This window comes from Leptospiraceae bacterium, from assembly GCA_016708435.1.
Classification (GTDB): Bacteria; Spirochaetota; Leptospiria; order Leptospirales; family Leptospiraceae; genus UBA2033.
This window is the reverse complement of record JADJFV010000001.1, coordinates 352052-376829: the sequence shown is the minus strand read 5'-3', so window position 1 is coordinate 376829 and position 24778 is coordinate 352052. Positions and strand designations below refer to the sequence as shown.

Below are 24778 nucleotides of genomic sequence, written 5' to 3'. Positions count from 1 at the left end.
ATGCTCGAATTAACAAAAGGGGATACTCCGTTAGTATTTCCAAAATTTGAAAACGAAGATAAGATGACCGAGTCAGAGATTTGTTGTAAATGCACAGGCTGTTGTAGGTATGTTTCTGTTGATATTCAAAAGCCTCGCTCAAAAGATCAAATTGACTTATACACTTGGTATCTATTGCACAAGAATGTTCAGATTTATATTGATAACGACAAAGGCTGGAATTTACTCTTTATTACCCCCTGCACAAAATTACAAAGCGATGGAAAGTGTGGAATTTATCCAACTCGTCCGAAACTATGTAAAGACTACTCTGCGTCTTCTTGTTCTAGAACTGGAAAAGATCACACTCATTTATTCATGACACCTGATGCACTTCTCAGTTATCTCGAAGAAGAGAAGAAAAAGAAAACAAAGAAAGTAGTTTCGAAGCCAAAAAAGACTTTGAAGAAAACTAAATAGAGGAACCTATGAGCCAATCAAATGTAGTTCACATCGAGAAATGGACGAGTAAAGTTGCAAACTCCGTGGAAGAAGATATTCGAAACGAGCTAAAGAATATTATTCAAGAATATCCTGCTTGGGGTTGGGAACAAATTTCAGTTCAAGATGTTTTTGCTTACGCTCTCAATCAACTGCCTCCTATCTATGCGGAAAAAGGAAAGAAGCCGGAATACCTTCTTTCCATCGAAGAAATTAGAAATGCAATCTTTGCCGGTATTAAAAAGGTAGAAGCAAATCCGATTCATTATGTTAAATAGGTTTTGTCATCCCCGACAGAAAATTTCGGGGATGACAAGATTGGAAAATAAAAAACTACTTGAAGTTCGAGTCGATGTCTAAACGATAGAAGGTAGTTATGAATAAAATAATTCTATTATTACTGATTCTTGCAAGCATATCTTGCAATACAAATATTTCTCTCAAGAGCAAAGATGAGAACAAGACGAAGCTTGCATTTCCGGAAATCACTTCTCTTCTTGGTCCTGAAGGCTCAGTGGCATATTTTAATACTCGTGACATTGATAAATCCTTAACGACTAACTGTGGTATTGCGACGCCCGGGACAACGGCAGGAGCAACGCCTACTCCAGGTGGGGTGGGAGCGGTTCCAACAACGGGAACAACAGGAACTTCTACATCTAGAAGAATTATCTTAAGCCAATTGGTTTTTAAAACTGGGGAAACGTTGACTATGAAGTTTCAATACGACTCCAACCAATTCCAAGGTGCGCTAGATCAACAACAAGGTTTTACATTAACCGGTGGAATTTTTGGACACACAGTCAAAGGGACACAAGGAACGGTGAAATGGACAGGACAGAGTCTAGGCTATATAGACGAAACAAATAATGCTGCACAGAATTTAACTTTTTTAATTGTAGATTTAAACTTAAGAGGAACATTTACACCAAGCAGTGCAAGCAATACAACAACTCCAGTTGAATGTAATACCACAGGAGATGGTAAATGCACTTCAAGTATAACTACCACGAAATGCTTTACGCAAGATTATATAATTGGTACTTGGTTTCAAATAATACTGCTGGACAGGTTCAACCCCAATTACTATTTCCGGTAAAATCAACTGCAATGCAGCAAACGTAATTCCACAATAAAATTTTTAAATGATAGACTTCAGCTTAGTAATTCCAACATTTAATGAAGCAGAGAATATCTGCATTCTAATTCCTAGAGTTATATCTCTATTATCCGCTTCCAAGATTAGCTTTGAGATCATTGTTGTAGATGATGACTCTAAAGATCTAACTTGGAAAGTTGTCCAAGAAAAATTTTCGGAAGAGCCGAGAGTGCGAGTATTAAGAAGAGTCAACAAAAAAGGACTCAGCTCTGCTGTGCTTGACGGTATGGCACTGGCTAATGGCAAATACCTTGGCGTGATGGATGCAGACTTGCAACATGATGAAAACATTATTCCTAAGATGATTGGCGAACTTGCCAGTCATGATATAGTAGTTGGAAGTCGTGTTGTGGGTGATGGTGGTTACGGAGAATGGGGTATTATCCGCAAGATGATGAGTAAAGGCGCAACTCTACTTGCAAAGATCATGCTTCCTATACCTGTTGGAGATCCTATGTCGGGATTCTTTATTTTAAGAAGAGATTTATATGAAGAGCTAGTGCCTGTGATTAATCCGCGTGGATTTAAAATTCTATTAGAATTTCTAGCTAGAAAAAAAGGAATTCGCGCAAAAGAAGTTGGCTTTGTTTTTAAAACTCGCATTCACGGCGAAACAAAAATGTCCGGCTCGGTAATTCAAAATTATCTTGTAGCACTTTATGATATCCGATTTGGAAATTTTATTTCTATTACATTTTTAAAATACGGTTTCACTGGATTAACCGGTGTATTTGTAAATTTATTTGGGCAATTCATTGCCATGAGTTTTTTACATCCGGCAAGTGCACATGGCTATTATGATAATTTTACAAAGCCTTTTCTTGCTGTTGCATTTGGTTTTGAAATAAGTGTATTGAGTAATTATATAATCAATAATCTATGGACGTTTAGTGATTCAAAGATCAATGGGCTTGCGGATAACGTAAAGGGATTTGTTAAATTCAATATAGTTTCTATCATTGGTTTTATTGTGCAAATTTCTGTTTGGAGATTTACCTATCAATTGATTCAAGATACATTTCCTGAATATCTATTTCCTGAGTTAACTTATCTTTGTAATTTCGCAGGAATCGTTTTAGCAACGGCTGGAAATTATTTCTTGAATAAAAATTTTACATGGCAAGAGAAGAATCGCTAAAATATGAATGAAATTAATACACTGATTGACCAACATAAATACATCCGTTCCCGTTTGATTGGCTTTATTAAAGAAATCGAAGCTACTCCTTATGCACAAGAAGCACTTCAATGGAGTATGCCTTTTGGAAAAGGAAGAGCGCATATCGCCTGGCAATTGATGCACTGTGCAGCGACATATGATCGTTATCTCAACTTTCGAATACTGAACCAAGATGCAAAGTATCCTGATTTAGTAAAGGCTTATGGAAATGGCTCTGTTCCTAATCCCAAGATTATTGTCAAAGTCGAAGAGATATTATCCGCACTTGAAACTACAACTAGTCCGTATCATAACTACTTCGAATCTCTCTCTCCAGAAAAAATTGAAGACAAACCTCACTTAGCCGCAGAAAAGACTCATAGAGAAATTCTTCATTTACTCAATTGGCACGAAGCAAGTCATATGGGTCAAGCTCAGATTACTTGGAATGCATTTCGTGCCTACAGAGGACATATTTAGTAACTCATTTTCGCAAGATAAGTCTTAATAATTCGCTGTATTCTCTAATCCAAATTCTTGAAACAAAGTCTTTTGATTACTATGCTTTGATGTATCAAATTTAATTGGATATTTTCCAGTAAAACATGCATCACAATAATTTGAATTCTTTACATCTTGCTCTACTGATTTGTGCGTTGCTTCCATACTGAGATATGCTATAGAATCAACGCGCAGATACTTTCGAATTTCCTCAATTGTATGAGAAGACGCAATTAACTCGTTATGCGTAGGTATATCAATTCCATAATAGCAGGGAGAAACAGTTGGTGGAGCAGAAATTCGCATATGAATTTCTTTTGCCCCTGCGTTACGGATCATTTTTACAATTTTTCGACTTGTAGTTCCGCGCATGATTGAATCGTCAACGACTACTACGCGTTTGCCGTCAATGACTTCGCGCACAACGTTGTATTTTATTTTTGCACCAAAGTCACGAATCTTTTGGTCTGGTTCAATGAATGTTCTACCAATATAATGTGAACGGATAAGACCGGTTCTATAAGGAATACCTGTTGCTTCGGAGTATCCTAGGGCTGCAATGTTCGCAGAATCTGGCACCGGTATAACAACATCAGCCTCAACAGGAAGTTCGCGCGATAAGTATTCACCCAATTTTTTACGGACCTTGTAAACTGATTCGCCAAAAATATAAGAGTCAGGACGAGAAAAGTAAATGAATTCAAAAATACATAGACTGTGTTTGCGCTCAGTGAACGGAAAATAAGACTTAACCCCAAAGCTATCAACGACTACCATTTCTCCAGGAGCAACATCTCTCACATAATGAGTGTCTGTAATATCAAAAGCACAAGTCTCAGAGGCAAACACGATTGTGCCGTCATTCTTTTGACCCATAACAAGGGGACGAAATCCATTTGGATCTCGCACCGCAATTAACATTTTATTTGTTAAGATTAACAAGGAGTATGCTCCTTCTATTTGGCGAAGAGCTTCGGCTAGTGCGTCAAGAAGAACTTTAGATTTGGATTTTGCCATGAGGTGAACGATTACTTCAGAATCGATCGTGGTTTGGAAGATACTTCCTTCTTCGCCGAGTTTTTTTCTTATATCATAGGAATTTACAAGATTCCCATTATGAGCAAGGGGGATTCCGCCGAGATGCCATTCCACACGAACTGGCTGTGCATTTCGTAAAAAACTATCTCCGGTTGTGGAGTAGCGATTATGTCCTATAGCTGCATGACCTTTGAGTTCTTTGAGCTTTTCTTGGTTGAATAGATTGGCAACTAGCCCCATTCCAGCATATCGATAGAGATTGTCACCATCGGTCGAAACGATTCCGCTTGATTCCTGACCTCTATGTTGCATTGAATACAGCCCCAAATAGGTAAAATTGGCAGCTTCTGCATTGTTATACATTCCGAATATAGCACATTCCTCTTTTGGTTTGTCATCATGGGTTGTTATATTATTTTGGATAGAAGTGAGGGTTTTAAATTTAGAACTCTTAGAATTTTCCATAGGTATACAATTTTACTGTATTAAAAACATGCAAATCAATTCCAAATATATACTCGTCGATAACAAAAAGAGTTTAGAACTTGCCGTCGTGAACCTCGCCAATTCTAAGATGATCTCTATTGACACCGAATCTTCTGGTTACTACACTTATTATTCGAAAGTCTGCTTAGTTCAAATTTCTGCGAATGGTAAAAATTTCATTTTAGATCCAATGGCACAAATTGATATCAAAGCACTCTCAGGCGTTTTTAAAAATCCTTCTATCTTAAAAATATTTCATTCTGCAATTGATGATATTAAGGCTTTGAAAAGAGATTTTGGTTTCGAATTTAAAAATATCGCTGACACTATGTATTCCTCTAAGCTTCTTGGGTTAGAGCATAACTCATTGAACTACCTAGTCGAATACTATCATAAAATTTTTCTTTCTAAGACAGAACAAAAATCAAATTGGGAAAAACGACCGTTAGACAGATATCAACTTCAATATGCCGCACTCGATACTGCTTATCTAGAATCTATCTGGACTACAATGAGAGCAGAGTTAGAAAAAAGAAATATCTTAGACGAAGCCATTTCTGAATTTGAAAAAATGGCTGACGAGCCGTATGTAGCAAAAGAAGTCACAAATGAAATTCACTGGCATAAATTTCCAAACATAGATAAATTCTCTCCTGAAGAACGAAGAGGCATTTGCGATATTTTGCAGTTTAGAGATGACAAAGCAAAGAGAATGAACAAAGCTCCGTTTCGAGTAATAAATAACGAAACGATTGAAAAAATTGTCAAGAAAGAATTGAGTGAGGATAACTTGGTTACTCTGCTCGGGAAAAAAGATGGAGCAGAACTTTTTAAAATTTTACAAAACCCAACAGGCACACCACTCGACAAAGTTGATATTCCTAAACTAGACTACGAACTAAAACCGGATGAAGAATCTTTATTTAAGCAATTGCGTAAGTGGAGAGATAAGATTATGAAAAAAAGAAATATCGATCACACGATGTTACTTTCAAATAAAAATCTAATCCTGATTATCCGCTCAAAAATTAATTCTTTAGAAGAGCTTCGTGCCCTCTCACTGATGTCTGAATGGAAAGTGCAAAATTATGGTCCTTCTATTTTGAAAGCTTTGAAAAATGAAAGTTATGATGACTTATTAAATCATTTAGTTCCTTTGAGTAAGGTAAAAAGAGTTAAAAAGCCTGAGCAACAAAATCAAAAACAGAAAGAGAACAAACCAAAAGAAGCCAAACAAGAGAATAAAGCTGAACCTGTTTCCAATGAAAAAAATGAGATTGTAGACGATAGCGAGAAAATTGAAGATACAGTTTGATAAAATAAAAGAGTTATTGGCTAATACTAATTTTCCACAGATTTCATCAAATGGATTAAAGATTTCTTCTGTGGTCTTACCTTTTTATCAAACCGGGAATCATAAAACCGGAATTCTTCTTACTAAGAGAAGTGAACATTTAAAGAGTCATGCAGGTCAAATTTCTTTTCCCGGTGGAAAGTTTGATGAGTCTGATGGAACGTTACTCGAAACTGCCCTGCGAGAATGGGAAGAAGAAACAGGGGAGCGGCGCGAAACACTTGAAATCATTGGTTCTTATAATGGTTTGAATACAGGAACAGGTTTTCATATTACCCCTTACATTTCAGTTTACAATGGCGATTTCAATTTTAACGTCAATAGAAACGAAGTAGATTTTATGATTCAGATTGAATTAGAAGAACTACTGCACGCTCCTTTTTATACAATTGAATGGAATAATCATCCGTCAGGAAGATTTAATATTTACTATTTTGATTTGCCGCAAGGCTTGTTATGGGGGGCGACCTGTCATATCCTGTATCATTTTCTAAAAGATTTTTGTGGCTATGAAAAAAAGCCTGAGCTTGTTAAGGCAAATTTACATTCACCGCCATTCTTCTCTCCTCCGAAAAAGAGTTGATTTATTTAATTCAAATCATATTCTGCCATGATTAGTTCCTCAAAAAGTGAGTAGGTAAATGACAAAGAAATATGATGTATTTGGTGTAGGAAATGCTCTTGTGGATACTCTTGCAAGCATTGAGCACGATTTTTTAAATAAGGCAGAAATTAAAAAAGGTGTTATGACTTTAGTAGATACGGAAAGTCAAAATAAGCTTTTAAATTTTTTAAAAGAACACAAATTGGAATTACGTTCTGGAGGAAGTGCGGCAAATACTATGATTGCGCTCGCAAACTCTGGGGGTAATGGATGTTATACCGGAAAGGTTGCGGATGATGAGCATGGTAGATTTTACAAAAAGGATATGGAACATGCTGGAATTATATTTGATGTGCCACCTTCTAGAGAAGGTAAAACTGGAACTTGCGTTGTGCTCACTACTCCTGATGCAGACAGAACGATGTTGACCAATCTAGGAATCTCATCTAGTTTAACAAAAAGCGATATTCATGAAGAAAGACTCAAAGATTCTCAAATTGCCTATGTAGAAGGATATCTCTGGGATGGACAGAATACAAAAGATGCGTCTATTCATACAATGGAAATTGCAAAGAAGAACGGCGGCAAAGTGGCATTTACCTACAGCGATCCATTTTGTGTCAATCGTTCTAGAGAAGATTTTGTAAAACTCACCGAGGAATTTGTAGACATAGCATTTTGTAATCATGATGAAGCAATGGCTCTTTCTCAAACAGACAATCCAGAAGATGCGATCATGCAACTAGGAACTATGTGTAATTTGGTATTTATGACTTGGGGTTCACGCGGCGCATTTATCGCAGTTGATGGAATTGTGTCTCCTGTAACAGGTTACCCAGTTCACAATCCAGTTGATTCAAATGGAGCTGGCGATGCATTTGCTGCTGGCGTATTATACGGATTAACCCACGGATACTCAATTGCCAAATCTTGCAAATGGGGAAATTACGTTGCCTCCAAGATGATTATGGAGATTGGCGCAAGACTTTCCATTGCATTAAAAGATCACCATCATGTATTAGCGGGAATGGCTTAACTCGGATAACTACTTAATAGCTCTTCAATGCTGTAAACTTAAGAAAACTAAGAAGAAATTAACCGCGAAGAACGCAAAGAAAAGACAGGATTCCATAATAACTCCTTCGTGAACTTCGTGCTCTTTGTGGTAAAAAAATCTTAATTTGACTGCATTGTGCAGTGCCAATTTAAAAAAGTGAAAGTGCTTTTAGAACGTTAGTTACTTCTGTATATTTTTTACCGCTTATAGTTTTAGTCTTTGAATATTCTATATCACCGAAAATAGATTTTAAATAAACACTTGGAATCTTTTGTCCGAGTGCGCCTTTAATATCATCCACGAGATTATCCCCAATCATCAAACATTCAGAAGGTTTCGAACCTGAGAGTTTTAATGCACGTTTAAAAAAATCTGAACTCGGTTTTTCTATTCCAATTTCTTCTGATGTCAAAAGTTGAATCGGAATGTTGGTTGGAAAAAAAGCACTGAGCTTAATCAGTTGAGTGCGAAGGTTTTCATTTGTGAGTAAGAATATTTTGTGCTGGTTTGAGATTTCTTTTAACCGATTGAACAGCAACTTGTAATTAGCCTGATTTGCTTTTACGTAGTTTTGAATTCCTTGTATAAAATTCTTAAAGTATAATTCTTCTAGCTCTAGAGTAGCGTCTATATTCAATTTGCCGTCAATGTCATCGAAAATCTTTTTGAAATATAGAATACGCAAGCGATTGGAACTATGATCTTTTAAATCAACTTTAGTGATTTGTCTTGCCTTTTCGTAGAGACTGATAAAATTTCCTAGTTTACCTTTGCGAATCCATTCTTCGTCCAGTTTTGAAATTGTATAGCTATAGGCATATTTTGCATCGTAAAGGGTATTATCAAGGTCTAGGAATAGTGTCATAGCTTCATTTTCTCATCAATAGTAGGTAATTGGCAAGTTGATTTTTTTTCGTAGTAAAATTAGTTTTTTTTGTTGACCGAACATCCGTTCTAAAATAAAGTTATTTATAACATTTGTTATAAATAAGCGAGAACCCTATGCCAAAGATAGTGAATCACGATGAATACAGAGAGGAATTACTAGATAAATGCTTTGATTTATTTGCCCGCGGCGGCTTTCAAGGCGTGACAATGCGAGAAATTGGAAAGGAACTCCAAATTTCTACTGGAACGCTTTACCACTACTTCCCAAGTAAAGAAGAGATTTTTCGACAAATGATTTTTCAACTGAGCCGTAAGCAAGTTGTCATTTTAACAGAAAGATTTAATCGAACAAAGTCTTTTGATGAAAGAATTCATAACCTACTTCAATACGTTTCCAATAACCAAATATTTTTTCAAAATGTCCTTTTTCTAATCATTGACTATTATAGACAAAATGGTTTGCAAGATCCTGAAAATTTCATTCGAGACATTGCGAATTATTACCGTAAGTCGCTAGGTGAGCTAATTGGCTTTGGAGACTCACCAGCGAGTGGGGCTATGTTTACCTTTTGCCTCGGTCTAGTGGTTCAAAGTATGATTCACAATGACAACAAGGAAAAGGAAGAGATTTTTTTATTAATCAAACAAATGTTAGATTCTTTCATAGGATCTATTTCGACTAACGTTTCATAACAAATATTAAAAACTAAAAAAGAGGTAAGAGGAATGGCTACAATATTAGACATTACAGACATGGCGAGTAGAAACGTAAAGGTTGCATGGGATTTATTTCCCTCTGCCTTTTCAGGTTATTTAATGCAAGAAGGGAGACGAGATCAAATAGACATCAAGTCTCAGCATGGCATTCATTATGATTGGAAGTATAGTAATTTTGGAAATCCAGAATTTCAAAAGCTATATACCAAAGCAAAGAAAGGTCAGTGGGATGCTGACGATCTAGCTTGGGATACTAATGTTGATCCGCAGAACTTTGAAATGCCAATATTTCCAGAAAAACTACAACCTATGTTTGGAACAGACATGTATAGAAAGGTAGATCAAAAGAAAAAACAAGAAATGCTTCACTCGACAATTGCCTGGCTACTATCTCAATTTCTTCATGGAGAACAAGGTGCATTACACGCTGCTGCGATGACTGTAGAAGCAACACCCTGGATGGGAGCAAAGTATTATGGTTCAACACAAGTAATGGATGAAGCTCGACACGTCGAAGTCTTCTATAAATACATTGATACAAAACTTCATAAGCTGTATCATATCAATGACAATCTATTCGTTGTTATCCACGCTCTTACAAGCACAGGAGATTGGGATTTAAAATTCTTAGGAATGCAAATTATGATTGAAGGACTTGCTCTCGGTGCATTTGGATTGATTTATAAACTAACAAAAGAACCACTTCTTCGCGAACTTCTCAAACAAGTAATTTCAGATGAATCACGCCATGTGCATTATGGTGTGGAAGCTCTAAGAGACTTTTATACAAAAGAATGTCCTGAGCATGTTCGTAGAGATAGAGAAGATTGGGCGTATGAAGTGAGCATAATGTTACGTAACCGCTTCTTGTTTACCGAATTCCACGAAGAGTATTTTGGTCATACAATTTCTAGAGAGAATTGGGTAAAGATGGTTGTCGAGTCTGACATCATGTCTGAATTTAGAATTTCGCTATTTTCTAGATTAATTCCAAACCTAAAAGCTATCGGACTTTTGAGTGATCGAATCAAACCAAAATACGAAGCACTCGGACTTCTTCGTTATCAAGATGGAAAGTCTGCTGGACAACCTTTCTTTAAATAAAACCCCCCCCCCCCCCCGGGGGGGGGGGGCCCCCCCCCGCCCCGGGGTGGGGTTTACACTAACGGTGGGTTCGTCCCCCATCGCTTAGTCGCTCACCAACCCGGTTAAACTATTGATTTAATAGATTTATCTAATATTCTTGATTGGATTAAAAACCCTGTTTTATTCTCTTGCGTAGGGTTACTAAATATTATCTTTCAAAAGAAGATATATATTTAGAATTCAAAGGCATTCATTTCTCTTATTTTTTCAATGAAAGAATTTTTAAAATAAATTGACTTGTTCAGAGCTTAGAAGAAATAAAAATCTGATTTTACTGCTCGACTTCTTCATATATTCAAAAAATCTTTCCTTATGAGTAAAAAAGACGAGCTACATCATTTCATAAAAACCTATGCGTATAGATATTCCGAACAGGAATTTACACTTGCCTCGGGAAAGAAATCCCATCACTATTTTAATTGCAAAGAAATCATATTAGTTCCTGATAGACTTTCCTTATTCGCGGATTATGTGGTTAATGAGCATATTCCTACAATCTTAGGAACTCAACCGGAAGCCGTTGGGGGACTGACCCTTGGAGCAGATCCAATCAGTTATTCACTCAGTCTGGAATATTTCAGACAGGGTAAGATTGTTTATCCGCTAATCGTTCGCAAAGAAACAAAGGATCATGGAACTAAGAAAGAAATTGAAGGGCAGATTGACAAAGTAAAATCCTGTCTCGTAGTAGACGATGTAATTACTACAGGCGGATCTACGTTGAAAGCAGTAGAGGCACTTCGACGAGCAGGTATAAAAGTAGAATCTGGAATTTGTATTTTAGATAGAGAAGAAGGCGGCAAAGAAGCATTACTCTCTGCCGGTATTCAGATGTATCCAGTTTTTAAAAAGGCAGATTTTATTTAGACTGCCAGCGTTTTATGTTTTGTCCACCATGCACATAAGAGCCATTATGCTTAATATGATGGTTCTTCGTATTGCTATAAACAAAATTTCCCGAGTAATTTTTAAATTCTTTAAATTGACTTAAGTTAAAAATCATTCCTGTCGTGAAGTCTTGGACTTGGTCGGAATTTAATCCCGTAACCTCGAATGCAACAACGACTTCTTCTCCGTTCTTTAGAACTCCAATTACTTTATTGTTTCCGTTAAAATTTGAAATCTTAGTTTCAAAAAAATCTCTTATATCCATGCATTTAACCTAGAGCCTCTGTTTTGATTGTCAATCAAAAATAATGAGATGGATAATAGAAATTACTGGAATCATTTCGAACTAGTTGTTTCCTTTTACCATCCTATAACCAAACGATACACACACTACCACCTAGCAAGGGCTTCTCTTATACTCTAACTAGGGCTTCGAAGGATACTATTTCTATTGAGCATGGATTCGACACGCTCACCATGACAACGAAAACTACCCCGACTTAGCTTTCAACAAAAGTATTAAATCTCACGTTGGAACCTTTCAAGGTGAATGCGGCAAATAGCGCTTATTTACACATTATCTTCAATCGGCGTTGAACTGCGTAATGATTCTGAAAAAATATTTGTTGTAAAATAAATTCCGTTTAGTTTTAGTTAGTCAATCACGAAGATTATTCTAACTTCATTGCTTGAGATTCATAAAAATAGTATTACAAAAAAAGGAGCGCTTATGGAAGATGACATTACAAAAAAATATTCCAACGAAGATATTACAGTCGTATGGAAACCAAAAGTTTGTATTCACTCTGCTATTTGTTTTAAGGGTTTACCGTCAGTATTCAATCCAAAGAAACGACCCTGGGTGAAGATAGAGGGAAGTTCCTCCAAGGAAATTATGACACAGATTGACAAATGCCCTTCGGGAGCTTTGTCTTATTATCACAATTCAGATGTCGGCTTACAAGAAGAAACCGTTAAAACGCAAATTGAAATTTTACCTAACGGTCCCATTCTAGTTTATGGAACCATCGAAGTAAAAGATAAGGCAGGGAACAAAACGCTAAAAAATAATACTACAGCATTTTGTAGATGTGGGCATTCTGGAAATAAACCTTTTTGCGATGGCTCTCATGTAAAAAAAGAATTTCAAGGCTAAGATTGAATCAGTATTAAGGGGTAACGTTTAATAATTCTTGTCTCTAAAGCGTATTGCAAAAATCTGTTTAAATAGAGGCTGTAAATCATTAGAGCACTAACGTGGCGAGGCAAGCAATGGACAAAGAATTATCAGATTTTGTAATCAAAACTCTCGAGTCAAACATTCCGCTCATCAAGAAATATGTCATAGAAAAAGTAGGTCCTATGGCTAGAGATATCATTAAAAATGATGAGCAGATGAAAACCATTTTTAAGACTGTATATCATCTTTTACCATTTGCTGTTCGTATGGCTGTGAGTGAAAATGATTTTATGGCATTCGCAATCAAAAACAAACACGTCTTACTTGACATTACAGAAAATACATAAGACTAACAACGATTAGTCACCAAGAGAATTTAGCATTATGAAAAAAGAAATTAGCGATAGATATGAACCACAGGCTGTAGAAAAAAAATGGATTGAATATTGGGAAGCACAAAATTCTTTCCAAGTAGACTATTCAAAGAAAGATCCATTTTCGATTGTCATCCCGCCACCAAACGTTACAGGGACACTTCATATCGGTCATGCTCTCAATCATACGATCCAAGACATAATGATTCGCATTGAGCGAAAAAAAGGGAAGGCTGCTCTCTGGGTTCCCGGAATGGATCATGCCGGGATTGCAACTCAAGTTGTTGTCGAAAAACAATTAGCGGCTAACAAACAAAGCCGCACTGATTTCACAAGAGAAGAATTTATAAACAAAGTCTGGGAGTGGAAAGCAAAGTCCGGCGGACAAATCACTCACCAACAAAAGATGCTAGGCGAAAGTGTAACCTGGTCAAAAGAAAGATTCACATTTGACGAAGGCTTATCAAAGGCTGTCATCAAAGTATTCCGCTCGCTTTATGAAGAAGGATTAATTTATCGCGGAGAAAGAATTATCAATTGGTGTCCGGTTACAAAGACCGCGATCTCCGACATTGAAGTTGAATTCAGAGAGACCAAGGGTCATCTTTATCATTTACGTTATCCTATCAAAGGAACTTCCGACTACATCGTAGTAGCCACTACTCGTCCCGAGACAATGCTTGGAGACGTTGCAGTTTGTGCTCATCCTGATGATCCGCGTTATGCATCTAAGAAAGGGGCTACTCTTGTTTTGCCTCTTATGAACAGGGAAATTCCTTTACTCTTTGATACGTTTGTAGACAAAGAATTTGGTAGTGGTCTAGTAAAAATTACTCCTGCACATGATGCAAATGACTACGAAGCAGGAAAACGTTTAGGGCTAACACCGATTAATATCATGAACACGGATGCATCTCTGAACGAGAATGCAGGTGTATATAAAGGCTTAGATCGTTATGCCGCTAGAAAGAAAATCATCGAAGACTTACAAAACTTAAATCTAGTAGAAAAAATAGAAGACTACACTCACTCTATTGGTCACAACCAGAGAGGAGGAGCGGTAATTGAGCCTTATCTTTCTACACAATGGTTTGTTAAGATAAAGCCACTCGCAGACAAAGCAATGGAAGTAGTGCGTGACGGGAAAATAGAGATTATCCCCAAGATGTGGGAAAAGACTTATTTCGAGTGGATGGAAAATATTAAAGATTGGTGTATCTCCCGTCAGCTCTGGTGGGGTCATCGTATTCCTGCCTATTATACTCCTGATGGCAGTATGGTTGTAGCGGAGAGTCTTGACGAAGCATTTGAATTATTAAAATCTAAAAATCCAAATTTGAAAAAAGAAGAAATTTCGCAAGATGAAGATGTATTAGACACTTGGTTTTCTTCCGGTTTATGGCCGTTTTCCGTATTTGGCTGGCCTGAGAAGACAGAAGATTGGAAGAAGTTTTATCCAACTTCTATTCTAGTTACAGGATTTGATATTATTTTCTTTTTGGGTGGCTCGGATGATTATGTTTGGGCTTAAGTTTAATGATGGAGTTATTCCTTTTAAGAAAGTTTTAATCCACGGGCTCGTTCGCGATAAACACGGAAAGAAATTTAGTAAGTCACTGGGTAATACCATTGATCCGCTCGATATGATGTCCAAGTATGGAACAGATTCGTTTCGATTTTTTCTTGCTGCTACACTTCCCGAAGGCAAAGACATATTATTCGATGAAAGCAGACTAGATGGATATCGTTCTTTCTGTAATAAGATTTGGAACTCCAGTCGTTTTATTCTCATGAATCTCCCTGAGAATTTTCAATTAAAAGAAATCAATCCTTCTGAGTTAGAATCAAGTGATGCTTGGATTCTAGATCGTTTTAATCAATGTTTAGCAGCTTATGAGAAGGCTTATAGCGAATATCGCTTTTATGAAATGGCGGCATCTATTTACGATTTTATTTGGGGCGATTTATGTGACTGGTATATTGAGCTTGTGAAACCGCGCATTTACGGAAAGTCTGGAGACAAATCATTAGAAACCGCAAGACAGACTCTAGTGCATGTGCTATTATCCGCTCTGAATTTACTGCACCCTTTCATGCCATTTATCACAGAAGAAATTCATTCTGTTTTCTTTGACAAAGCTCTAACTAATTCAGATTGGCCTAAGGCTTTTACAATTGGAGATTCTACTAAAGTAGAAAAGCTTTCACTCTTAATCGAAATCGTTTCTAAAGTTCGCGTTGTTCGAGCAGACTTAAATATTCCACCTGATAAGAAATGTAAGATGATTATTAAATCAAAAGATGCATTGACAAAAGCAATCATCGAAGAAGAAAAACTTTCTATCTTACAGTTGTCTCGTGCTGAAGAATTATCGTTTACTCCTGATTATGCGGCAGAGCAATCAGACTCGATTGCTGCATTCTCTCGCGGCGAAATTATTCTTCCTCTTTCTGGAATGATTGACTTTGGTAAAGAGCGCGAAAGATTAAATAAAGAAAAAGTTACGCTTGAATCAGACATGGAAAAGATTAATAAAAAGCTTTCCAACCCTGAATTCATTTCCAAAGCCAAACCAGAAGTAATCGCAAAAGAGCAAGAAAAAATGGATGGCTTGAAATCAAAATTAGAAACAGTTTTAAAAAGTATGGAGAAGCTAAACTAGTATGAAAGTATTACTCCTAGGTAGTGGTGGTAGAGAATCGGCGTTAGCCTATAAACTGAGACAATCTCCTTTGTTAAAGGAATTAAAGGTATATCCGGGTAATGGTGGTTTTCCGTTAGAGGAACTACTACCGATGTCTTCCTTGAATCTAAAAGACAAAGCAAGCACTGTATCGTTTATTCAAAGAGAAAAATTTGATTTAGTCGTAGTAGGTCCCGAAGAGCCACTTGTAGATGGAATTGTAGATTGGTTAGAAGAAGCTGGTATTCCCTGCTTTGGTCCTTCTAAATACTGTGCTCAGTTAGAAGGCTCTAAAGATTTTGCGAAGACTCTCATGAAAGAGTTCGGAGTTCCGACTGCTCGCTATGAAACATTTTCAGATTATAATTCTGCAAAGTCTTATTTAGAAAAAGAAGGCGTGCCAATCGTGATTAAAGCAGATGGACTTGCTGCCGGTAAGGGCGTGACTGTTTGCTTTAAAATGGAAGAAGCGTTAAACGCATTAAAGGAAATTTTTCTAGACAATAAATTTGGGGCAAGTGGATCTAAGGTAGTCATTGAGGAATTTATGCAAGGAGAAGAAGCTTCTATTTTTGCAATATCCGATGGGGCTAATTTTATTATACTTCCAGCGCTTCAAGATCATAAGAGAGCTTATGATGGAGATACAGGACCGAATACCGGTGGAATGGGTGCTTATTGTCCTGCACCGATTGCAACAGATAAAGTCTATGCGCAAGTAAGAAAAGAAGTATTTCAACCAATGCTTGATGGACTTCGTAAAAAAGGATTTCCTTATAAGGGACTACTTTATGCAGGATTCATGGTGGATAAATCTGGTTATGCGCGAGTCGTTGAATTTAATTGTAGGTTCGGAGATCCGGAAACACAAAGTTTAATGCTTTTAATTCAAGATGATTTACTAGAAATATTTTTACAATCAGCAAAAGGAAATTTAACTAAAAAAGAAATCACTCTTCGCGAGGGAGCATCTTGCATTGTAGTTTTGGCGGCTAATGGATATCCAAATGACTATATAAAGAATATTCCGTTGAACTTACCAAAGCCGATGGCAGGAGTGGAAATATTTCATGCAGGCACAAATCGCGGTGAAGACGGAACACTTCTTTCTACTGGTGGGAGGATACTTGGCATTAGCTCTTATGCTACGAATCTGAGGACAGCGGTTAATAATGCTTACTCTTATATAAAAGCAAATCCGCAGGATAATACTTTTTATCGCACAGATATTTGCCATAGGGCTTTATAGAATTCTATGCCTTTTTTGGTTTCAGGAAATCTAAATTTAATCAAGACGAATTCCCTTGTTAAATTCCAAAAGAACTTTGGTCTTATTCTTTCTGCAAACCAATTTGAAAAGCAACAATACCAAATGATTCAGTCAGCGCTCAAGACTAAATGCAACTTTGTGCAAGTATTTTCCAATTTAAAAAAGCATGAAGTCATTTCTCTTGTCTTCCTCATTTCGCAATTCGGGGATGCGCTTATCTCGGAAATTCCAACCGATTACGCCTACTTTGAAGACATTCCCTATATAATCGAATGGAATGATGGTGCCTTTACAATTCCATTTGAAATTCTGGATTTTCTCTCTCATGAAAAAATTTTTAAAGATCAGAATTATCTATTTGCCCTTCTTCCTCTGATGCCATCGAAAGAAAAGAAAGCCTGGATTAAATGGATTGGCACTGATTACGAAGGGGAATCTGATCGTGACCTCAATCATGAAATTTATGCGAAGAGTCGTATCCTTCAAAAGCCTTTCAAGGGAAAATCCTATATTCATGAAAATGAATTTTTTCTAGAGCAGCTCTGGCAGCCGGGTATGAATAAAATTGTAGATTGGTATTATAAGGGGTTAACTACATTTTACTTTGCCATGCAAGAATTAGCAAGAGTTGAACATGATCCTTTCTTTGTGCATGTGTTAGAAGAGATTAAAGCAGGAAAGTATGTTTTAAAAAAAGCACCGCAAGAATTCGGAGAGGTGGAAAAGTATAAATTGGTTTCTACAGTAGAAGGAAAAAGTTTGCAACTGCGAGAAACTTCTTTCAATTGGGAATTTGAAAAGAAAAAACAATCTGATTACTTATTCTACAATGTTTGAGATTCACTAAAAAAGTTGCCCATATTTTCAATGGTCAATAAATTTCCAAAAACAGTTTAATTCTTAAAAATCCTTCTTTACTTAAAATCCTTTCCCTTTCACACTAGTTTCTATGAATTCGAAAAAGGACTCCTTGCATATGATTTACAAATCACTAATGCCGTTAAAAAGGAAGTCTACTTACCTGTTTAGTTTTTTTTATCAAATGAGATTTTCGATTTTAATTGTATTATTTTTTTTCATTCATTGTTCTTTTTCTCAAGTAAAAGAAAATTCGCGTATCACCGAATTAGATATGCAAGGACACCGAGGGGCTAGAGGTCTTTATCCTGAAAATACTCTACCTGCATTTAAAGCAGCGATGGACTTAAAAATGACAACTCTTGAACTCGACACAGTGCTGACCAAGGACAAACAGCTTATTATCCACCACGATGATAAGCTAAATCCAGAAATTTGTAAATGGTCGAATGGGGCTAAAGTTGAATTTCTACCTGTTAAGAATTTTACAGTAGCAGAATTAAAAGAACTAGATTGTGGTTCACTTAAAAATAGTCGCTTTCCCGAACAGACACTTGTTCCCGGAACAAAGCTTTCTACTTTAAAAGAATTCTTTCAATTTGTTAAGGACTACGAAAGAGAAAATAAAATCACAAAACCTTTTTTGTTTAATATCGAAACAAAATTAAACGAGAAAGATTATACCAAAGAGGAAGTATTAGAATACGCGCGAGTAATGGTAAATACAATAGAAGAGGCAAAAGTTGTAAAGCAGACAACAGTTCAATCCTTTGTTTTAGAAGTATTGCCGGAAGTTAAAAAACTGAATCCTGAAATTCTTACATCAGCGTTATTCGCTCCTTCTAAGTGGGAATATTTATTATTATCCTCTGGATTCGCGAGTCCTAAAACTAAAATCATCGAAAGAGCAAAAGAATTAAAAGTAGAAATAATTTCTCCTTATTATGAATATGTAAATGCAGAGTTTGTTGATTCTTGTAGAAAAAGTAAAATTAAAGTTATCCCTTAGACAATAAATGATAAAGATTCAATGAAAAAGCTAATATCTTTTGGTGTTGATGGAATTATTTCTGATTATCCAGACAGACTCAAATCAGTTCAGTCAGAAAAAAATAAATGAATAAGAAATATAATGAAGAGGTCTATGCATATGGGTTTTCTTGATAAAGTAAAACAATTTTTAAAAGGTGAGTCAAATCCTTATTCACATAGTTATTCAAAGACAATCACTTTTGAAAACGATAATGGTGAGATTTGCTATAAAATTGATGGAATCAAGTATAATACTCTTGAAGAGATTCCAGATCCCGCTGACAGAGAGCAGGCTAGAAGAATTACGTTTAAGTAGAGGTCTATGATGAACGAAGAGCACATTCCTCTTGGTCTAAATCCTGAAAATTTTAAACCGTATAAGGTGATGATTGCAGAAGATTCTACAGTCGATAGAAATCTCTTAAAGAGATATTTGCAGTCAGAGCGTTTTGAAATTTTATATGAATCGGCTAATGGAGAAGACTTACTTTTTTATTTAAAGGAATCCCTGAACAAACCAGACATCATTTGCCTTGACATTAACATGCCCAATATGAGTGGCGTAGAGGTAATTCAAGAAATCCGCCATTCGTATACAGATTTAAAAGTAGCTGTAATATCTGCCTCTACGGATAAAGATGTTATACAAAGCCTAATCCAATTAAAGATAGATACCTTCGTTAAAAAGCCTTACAATCGTGCGCAAGTAATTCAAAAAATATCTTATGCATTGGGAAGAAGAGATGATATTCATCCGAAGGATACTCCTCCACCGGCTAATATTAACTTGGCGAATCTTGTTATTCCTCCTTTACCAGCCGTTGCTATTAAAGTAACAACCTTTGATACATCCAATCCAAGCGGAGGAAGTGAAGAGCTAGAAAAAATCATAAGTCCGGATAAAGCAATCACTACCGATATAATGAAAATTGCTAACTCTGCATTTTATGGAAGATCCGGTAAAGTCCATAGCTTAAAGGATGCTATTACTTTATTGGGAATGAAGACTGTAAAAAATTTAGTTCTTTTGCAATCCAATAAACAGTTCAGTAAAAATTTAAAAGGAGAAGTCTTTCAAAAAAATCTTCAAGAATTACCGATATTATCCGCTCTGATTGCTTATGATATTTCTATTCCGCTTGGTATGAAGAGTTTTAAAGACGATGTATTCCTTGGATCCTTATTAAGAAAGATTGGAATGACAATTCTCGCTTTGAGCTACTCAGACCAATACAGTGATATGGTAAAGACCTCAACTTTAGAAGGAAAAGACTTGCTTGGATTAGAGCGCGAAGTATTTCATATTGACCATGTAGAGATTGGAAGTAAAGTATTCAAGCTATGGAACATGCCTAAAGGCTTACAAGACGTAGTCACTCATCAGAATTTTTCTCATGAAGATGTTGGTAGGGTTTCACATATGGATAGAATTACTAGACTTGCAGGAATTCTTGCTTATCAGATGCTAGGATATGAAATCAGAGAAGAAGAAAAAGAAATAGAGAAAAGTATTTTCCACGCCTACAATGCAACGGATAAAGTAAAGGAATCATTTCAGAAAGATTACTATGAGATGATAAAAGATCATCCTTTCTTTGAGATGTTGACTTAGTTTATTTCGAATGGAAGGTTGTGTTTCTTTTTGTTGTTACAATCTTTGCAGGCGGGAACTAAGTTTGATTTTATTGACTTTCCACCGCGGATAAGAGGTATTAGGTGATCCATGGTAATTTGATCTACAGGGAATTTCTTCCCGCAGTAATGACAAATGCCTGAGGAACGTTTCTGTTTCCACCAGGCAGATTGTTTTAGTTCTTTTGCTTTTTTTCTTTCTCTCGAAATTTCTTCGTCTGTTACATCAGACCAAAATGATTCTTCTGTATTCACAAAAATTATTCGTGGGTCTTTTTATACCACTTAGCTAAGTCCATAAGAGTCAGGATTCCCATTACATTTCCATCATCAATGACGGGAAGAGAATGAACGGAATATTGAACATATAAAGAAAGAGCGTCTAATAGCGTAGTATCCGTAGTAACCGATACAAGGTTTTGTCCTTTTACGAGAGTCTCGACGGGAGTGCGGAGCATATCGGCGTTAGTCTCATTGAATGCTTCTTCGTAAGAAACTCGGATTAAGTCATAGGTAGAAACCATATAAGTTGGTTTACCATATTTTAATACGAGTAGACTATGAACATGATTTTCAATCATGAGTCTAGCCGCTTTTCCTATGAGATCATCGTAATCAATAGTCAAGACTTCGCGAGTCATCAAGTCTTCTACTTTTAATTTCTTTAATAATTCTGTTCTACTTAAAGTTGCTATATCTACCATAATTTCTAACCTCTTGTTAAAATTTGAATATACCGCGAGTGACCAATTCTTTATGAATTGCGGCTTGGATTCTAAAACGCACGTTTTGTGCTACTTCTACTAAAAACTTTTCATTCTTCACATCTTTACGAGTGTATTTATTCAGACTGATTGGTTTTAAAAACTTAATCTTCCATTTGGAAGGAAGCGGAAGTAAGTTGAGCGGTATAGGAATCTTAGCCCCTATTTGATCTTCGAACCAATCAATCGTTCCAATATTGATATAGTTTTCTTCTGCACCAAGAATTGCAACTGGAACGATAGGTGTCTGAGTCATAAGGGAAAGTGCAACAAAGCCGGGATTAAAATCGGCGAGTTGATACATCTTATGTGACGGTTTAAAATTTCCATGTTCAGCTTCGGGGAAAATCACGAGTAGCTTGTTCTTCTTGAGAGTCCTAACAGCTAACTTAAAGTCTGTTGTGATGAGTCCCATCTTTCGGCTAAATGTCTTTAGGAACGGAGATGACTCCCAAAATGCATGTGCCATTGTTCGTGGGATTCTTTTTTTCTCACGCAAAATTTCATTTTGTAGAACAGTTGCGTCCCAACCAAGCAGTCCACTGTGATTCGGAACGATCATAACACGACCAGACTTAGGAACATGCTCTAAGCCTTCTGTTTCGAGCATAGTAAACTCTCTAAGATGGTCACCAATATAGCGAGGCAAGGCATGGAGCAATAAATTCTCCGGACCTTTTTTAAAAGCCTTTGCTAGGGCTGCACCTAATTCGGGGGTTTTAAAGAATTCTCTGATGGCTTTTCTCCTATTCGAATATGAGTTCTTATTGTTTGAATCCGTTTTCTTTTAGTCAATGAAAAATCGACCTTTCTAATAATTTTTCCCAGTTTCAAAAACGATGAATGTATAGGCATTTTTTCTGAATTGACGATTCAATTTGAAGAATTAGAATGTAACTATAAAAGCATTCGATTTCGGCTTAGAAAACTAACCTTGACTCTTAGATTCCTTTAATTCTATCTTTACTTTTTTAAAAGGAAGGATTGTATTCTCAATAGGAATCTTTGTTTGGGTGCGATTGATTCCGTGCAGATAATCCATATATAACTCTGCGTCTAAAAGCATTACCTTATCTGGAATTTGTATTGTAAATGTTTTGCTAGAAGCATTATCATTTGTTGCTGGAGGAATTGTGGTATCAGAAATCAAGTGCATTGCCGGTGAGTCTTTTTGCACGTTAGGTGACGCTTTTGTCAGTTGATAGTCTTTTTTAAGAATTAATTCTGCCAATAGTAACTTAGTCTCGGCATCTTTGATTTTAATCTTTAAGGCACGAAATAAATCTCCCGTTGGAAAAGAATGACCAATTCCAACACTCATAACAGAAAGCAATACTGTATGAGTTCCAATTTTTTCTCCTGTTACAAATATAGACTCGGCTAATCGTTCTTTGTCGTGACCACCTGAAAATTTATGAGTTCTAGATGTATCTCGCTCAAGGTGACAACTCTGACATTCTCCGTATAGTTTAAAATAAGAATCTTCAAATTCCCCAACTGTATTTTGCATGGGAAGATGGGAATAGGCAAACTTTGATTTGTCTTTGCTCGATAGAATCGTTGGAAAGTTAAACTGATGACAATTTGCGCATAACGCTGATTTATCCATTTCTGCATTGATCTTATAATCATGCAATAGGTTTTTCCTATTCTTATTTATAGAGGGAAGCTTACTGACTAGAACTTTCCCTTCGCGCACATGACATACATTACACGAAATCCCATCTTCTTTTTGAATTCTTAGATTGGGATTATCTATATTATCCCCTTTATTTATAAAGGGAGCGTGGCAATTGATACACCAAGTCATTGGTTCTCTCTCGTGACTGTCATGGTAAAGCTCATTTGTAAATGCTACTCGATGTCTTGAGTTAAACCAATTTTCATAGACTTCTTTATGACAAATCTGACAGGACTTAGCATCGGGTAACCTTTCTCCCGAGTCTTTGTTTTGTAATGTATCTGTTTGTAAATTGAATACGATAGGTGAAAGAGATTTAGAAAATTGAAGGGAAGTATCTTCGTGAGAATTACACGAAAGTAAAAGAAAAGCAAAAAAGTATTTGCAGATTTTGAATATCAAAAAAGAGTAAGTAAAATTTATCTTGGGATGCATTTATGAAAACATTTTTTTTACTACCTTGGCATTTTTCTAGTTCTATTTTCTGTCTCTTGTAAAAGGAAATCAATTAGCTAAGCCACTTACATCCTATGTTACAGGCAATTCTACTGTTAGCCTCTATGAGAAAATGGATGTAACAAGTAAAATTCTTTTATCTCTCAAACAAAATACTGAGTTTCAAATATTAGAAAAAGATATTCCTGATCCAGTCAATGAAAAATTGAGTTGGTATAAAGTAGCGTATAATGACAAGTTAGCCTACGTAAGTAAAGCGGGGTATTATGACAATAGCATATCCATTTTTGAAGCCGAAAATCTACTGAGCCTTATTATGTTTTAGCAAGCTCTTTACGATTGCGAAAGAGTCCTACATTAACCGGAGAGATTATTACAAATCTTCCCAAAAATACACAAGTCACCATTTTAGAAAAAAGCGTTAGTTCTCAACAAATAGATGGTAAATACGATTATTGGGTAAAAGTAAAAACCCAAGACGGCAAAATTGGCTTTTCTTATAATGGATATTTAATTACAGGATTGCATCCCGAATGGAAGGAAGAAGTGGCTAATGGCTATATGGTGATAAAGATACTTCTGAACTTTTGAATGCTCCTGCCGGTGGAAAAGCAGAAACAAGTGAAAGCGATCCAAATTTATTTGATGTAATTAAAGTTGGAGATATTGTTCCTGCTCTAACCAAAGCAACTGTAAATGGAAAAATCTATTACCAGGTAAAAGATCGTTATACGGAAACAGAATTGCAATCAATGTTAAGAGATGGAAATATATTTTTCTGGATAGAGGCATCTAAGGTAGATTACTTCGGACCGAGTGTAGCTGACTATACAAAAGAAAAGTTTGGTTTTGAGAACGAAGGCTTATTTAAAACATTAAAAGCAAAAGTCGGCAATCGATTTGATACAAGGAATGTAACTATAAAGCCAATGGGAAGTAATGAGAGCGGATACTCATTCTTATATGTTAAGATAGATACAAACACTGCTATCTATAAGGGTTACGATAATTTATCTAGGATTTACCAAGAGCATAACGGAGAGTATTCGGAGATATTCTCTGAGACTACCGGTGGTTGGAATAGCATCGAATTTTATGATTTCAATAAAGACGGTATAGAAGAATTCTCAATCGATTTTAACGGAAGAATGAGTAGCCGGCACGTATTTTATGTCATTCAAAACAATAAACCAAGGGAAATACTTACAGTGGAAAGCGGTGAAATGCATGAAGACAATGGAGATTACTATTATTTATCCACAGATATAAAAGAAGATAGAGTGACAATTTATAAATCTAAGGATTCAGAGAAAACAAAGACCATCTATGCTAGTTATATATTTCAAAACGATAAATTTGTAAAAGAGTGA

At 36.1% G+C, this 24778-nt stretch carries 28 protein-coding genes and 1 pseudogene; 22 read left to right on the top strand and 7 right to left on the bottom strand.

Annotated features, from left to right (window positions below):
• The 5 genes from IPH52_01870 (at nt 1) to IPH52_01850 (ending at nt 3278) form a co-directional block, all read left to right on the top strand.
• On the top strand, nt 1-459 hold the full coding sequence (locus IPH52_01870) for a YkgJ family cysteine cluster protein (GenBank protein ID MBK7053789.1): 459 nt from the start codon (nt 1-3) through the stop codon (nt 457-459).
• A gap of 8 nt (nt 460-467) precedes the next feature.
• Nucleotides 468-758, top strand: coding sequence for a late competence development ComFB family protein (locus IPH52_01865; protein ID MBK7053788.1), 291 nt, complete (start codon nt 468-470; stop codon nt 756-758).
• A gap of 98 nt (nt 759-856) precedes the next feature.
• On the top strand, nt 857-1579 hold the full coding sequence (locus IPH52_01860; protein MBK7053787.1) for a hypothetical protein: 723 nt from the start codon (nt 857-859) through the stop codon (nt 1577-1579).
• A gap of 46 nt (nt 1580-1625) precedes the next feature.
• Entirely contained in the window at nt 1626-2777 is a 1152-nt protein-coding gene (locus IPH52_01855; GenBank protein MBK7053786.1) for a glycosyltransferase, read from the top strand.
• Nucleotides 2778-2780: 3 nt separating this feature from the next.
• Complete coding sequence (locus IPH52_01850; GenBank protein MBK7053785.1) at nt 2781-3278, top strand: DinB family protein; 498 nt, start codon at nt 2781-2783, stop codon at nt 3276-3278.
• A gap of 24 nt (nt 3279-3302) precedes the next feature.
• On the opposite strand, the gene IPH52_01845 is transcribed toward IPH52_01850, so the two are convergent.
• A complete protein-coding gene (locus tag IPH52_01845; GenBank protein ID MBK7053784.1) occupies nt 3303-4802 on the bottom strand; it encodes an amidophosphoribosyltransferase in 1500 nt (499 codons plus the stop codon).
• 28 nt (nt 4803-4830) lie between these two features.
• On the opposite strand from IPH52_01845, the gene IPH52_01840 reads away from it, so the two are divergent.
• From IPH52_01840 to IPH52_01830, 3 genes are read left to right on the top strand one after another with little or no spacing between them, the layout of a single operon-like run.
• Nucleotides 4831-6138, top strand: a complete 1308-nt coding sequence (locus IPH52_01840; protein ID MBK7053783.1) for an HRDC domain-containing protein — start codon at nt 4831-4833, stop codon at nt 6136-6138.
• Entirely contained in the window at nt 6122-6760 is a 639-nt protein-coding gene (locus tag IPH52_01835) for a CoA pyrophosphatase (protein MBK7053782.1), read from the top strand. Before IPH52_01840 ends, IPH52_01835 begins: the two co-directional genes overlap by 17 nt.
• 58 nt (nt 6761-6818) lie before the next feature.
• Nucleotides 6819-7817: an adenosine kinase gene (locus IPH52_01830; GenBank protein ID MBK7053781.1), complete on the top strand. Its 999-nt coding sequence runs from the start codon at nt 6819-6821 to the stop codon at nt 7815-7817.
• Nucleotides 7818-7986: 169 nt separating this feature from the next.
• Here IPH52_01830 and IPH52_01825 read toward each other — a convergent pair whose 3' ends face one another.
• Nucleotides 7987-8703, bottom strand: a complete 717-nt coding sequence (locus IPH52_01825; protein ID MBK7053780.1) for an HAD family hydrolase — start codon at nt 8701-8703, stop codon at nt 7987-7989.
• A gap of 137 nt (nt 8704-8840) precedes the next feature.
• Here IPH52_01825 and IPH52_01820 point away from each other — a divergent pair, with 137 nt between their 5' ends.
• The 3 genes from IPH52_01820 to pyrE all read left to right on the top strand — a co-directional run bounded on the left by IPH52_01820 (nt 8841) and on the right by pyrE (nt 11456).
• Nucleotides 8841-9419, top strand: a complete 579-nt coding sequence (locus IPH52_01820; GenBank protein MBK7053779.1) for a TetR/AcrR family transcriptional regulator — start codon at nt 8841-8843, stop codon at nt 9417-9419.
• A gap of 33 nt (nt 9420-9452) precedes the next feature.
• A complete protein-coding gene (locus IPH52_01815; protein ID MBK7053778.1) occupies nt 9453-10547 on the top strand; it encodes a ferritin-like domain-containing protein in 1095 nt (364 codons plus the stop codon).
• Between the two features lie 354 nt (nt 10548-10901).
• Nucleotides 10902-11456: an orotate phosphoribosyltransferase gene (gene pyrE, locus IPH52_01810; GenBank protein ID MBK7053777.1), complete on the top strand. Its 555-nt coding sequence runs from the start codon at nt 10902-10904 to the stop codon at nt 11454-11456.
• Here the strand turns inward: pyrE and IPH52_01805 are convergent.
• Entirely contained in the window at nt 11449-11742 is a 294-nt protein-coding gene (locus tag IPH52_01805; GenBank protein MBK7053776.1) for a hypothetical protein, read from the bottom strand. The two genes, pyrE and IPH52_01805, sit on opposite strands and share 8 nt — an antisense overlap.
• Nucleotides 11743-12207: 465 nt before the next feature.
• Between IPH52_01805 and IPH52_01800 the strand changes: the two genes are divergently transcribed.
• The 8 genes and pseudogenes from IPH52_01800 (at nt 12208) to IPH52_01765 (ending at nt 20487) form a co-directional block, all read left to right on the top strand.
• Entirely contained in the window at nt 12208-12633 is a 426-nt protein-coding gene (locus tag IPH52_01800) for a (4Fe-4S)-binding protein (GenBank protein ID MBK7053775.1), read from the top strand.
• Between the two features lie 116 nt (nt 12634-12749).
• On the top strand, nt 12750-13004 hold the full coding sequence (locus IPH52_01795) for a hypothetical protein (protein MBK7053774.1): 255 nt from the start codon (nt 12750-12752) through the stop codon (nt 13002-13004).
• Between the two features lie 37 nt (nt 13005-13041).
• Nucleotides 13042-15694 (top strand): annotated as a pseudogene (locus IPH52_01790) (valine--tRNA ligase).
• Nucleotide 15695: 1 nt separating this feature from the next.
• Nucleotides 15696-16964, top strand: a complete 1269-nt coding sequence (locus IPH52_01785; GenBank protein ID MBK7053773.1) for a phosphoribosylamine--glycine ligase — start codon at nt 15696-15698, stop codon at nt 16962-16964.
• Nucleotides 16965-16970: 6 nt separating this feature from the next.
• Nucleotides 16971-17822: a hypothetical protein gene (locus IPH52_01780; GenBank protein ID MBK7053772.1), complete on the top strand. Its 852-nt coding sequence runs from the start codon at nt 16971-16973 to the stop codon at nt 17820-17822.
• Between the two features lie 112 nt (nt 17823-17934).
• Entirely contained in the window at nt 17935-18852 is a 918-nt protein-coding gene (locus tag IPH52_01775) for a glycerophosphodiester phosphodiesterase (protein MBK7053771.1), read from the top strand.
• Nucleotides 18853-18993: 141 nt separating this feature from the next.
• A complete protein-coding gene (locus IPH52_01770; GenBank protein ID MBK7053770.1) occupies nt 18994-19191 on the top strand; it encodes a hypothetical protein in 198 nt (65 codons plus the stop codon).
• 6 nt (nt 19192-19197) lie between these two features.
• The gene (locus IPH52_01765; protein MBK7053769.1) at nt 19198-20487 is read left to right on the top strand and encodes an HDOD domain-containing protein; all 1290 of its coding nucleotides are present in this window, start codon (nt 19198-19200) and stop codon (nt 20485-20487) included.
• On the opposite strand, the gene IPH52_01760 is transcribed toward IPH52_01765, so the two are convergent.
• The 4 genes from IPH52_01760 to IPH52_01745 form a co-directional block, all read right to left on the bottom strand.
• Nucleotides 20484-20762: an HNH endonuclease gene (locus tag IPH52_01760; protein ID MBK7053768.1), complete on the bottom strand. Its 279-nt coding sequence runs from the start codon at nt 20760-20762 to the stop codon at nt 20484-20486. The two genes, IPH52_01765 and IPH52_01760, sit on opposite strands and share 4 nt — an antisense overlap.
• Nucleotides 20763-20767: 5 nt before the next feature.
• Complete coding sequence (locus IPH52_01755) at nt 20768-21211, bottom strand: CBS domain-containing protein (protein MBK7053767.1); 444 nt, start codon at nt 21209-21211, stop codon at nt 20768-20770.
• Between the two features lie 16 nt (nt 21212-21227).
• The gene (locus IPH52_01750; GenBank protein MBK7053766.1) at nt 21228-21920 is read right to left on the bottom strand and encodes a 1-acyl-sn-glycerol-3-phosphate acyltransferase; all 693 of its coding nucleotides are present in this window, start codon (nt 21918-21920) and stop codon (nt 21228-21230) included.
• A gap of 279 nt (nt 21921-22199) precedes the next feature.
• On the bottom strand, nt 22200-23354 hold the full coding sequence (locus tag IPH52_01745) for a cytochrome c554 and C-prime (GenBank protein MBK7053765.1): 1155 nt from the start codon (nt 23352-23354) through the stop codon (nt 22200-22202).
• A 166-nt stretch (nt 23355-23520) separates the two neighbouring features.
• Between IPH52_01745 and IPH52_01740 the strand changes: the two genes are divergently transcribed.
• Genes IPH52_01740 through IPH52_01730 form a run of 3 tightly spaced genes read left to right on the top strand, consistent with a single transcriptional unit; the run spans nt 23521 to nt 24778 of the window.
• Entirely contained in the window at nt 23521-23733 is a 213-nt protein-coding gene (locus tag IPH52_01740; GenBank protein MBK7053764.1) for a hypothetical protein, read from the top strand.
• Between the two features lie 14 nt (nt 23734-23747).
• The gene (locus IPH52_01735) at nt 23748-23999 is read left to right on the top strand and encodes an SH3 domain-containing protein (GenBank protein MBK7053763.1); all 252 of its coding nucleotides are present in this window, start codon (nt 23748-23750) and stop codon (nt 23997-23999) included.
• Nucleotides 23996-24778, top strand: coding sequence for a hypothetical protein (locus tag IPH52_01730; GenBank protein MBK7053762.1), 783 nt, complete (start codon nt 23996-23998; stop codon nt 24776-24778). The genes IPH52_01735 and IPH52_01730 overlap by 4 nt, the downstream gene beginning before the upstream one ends.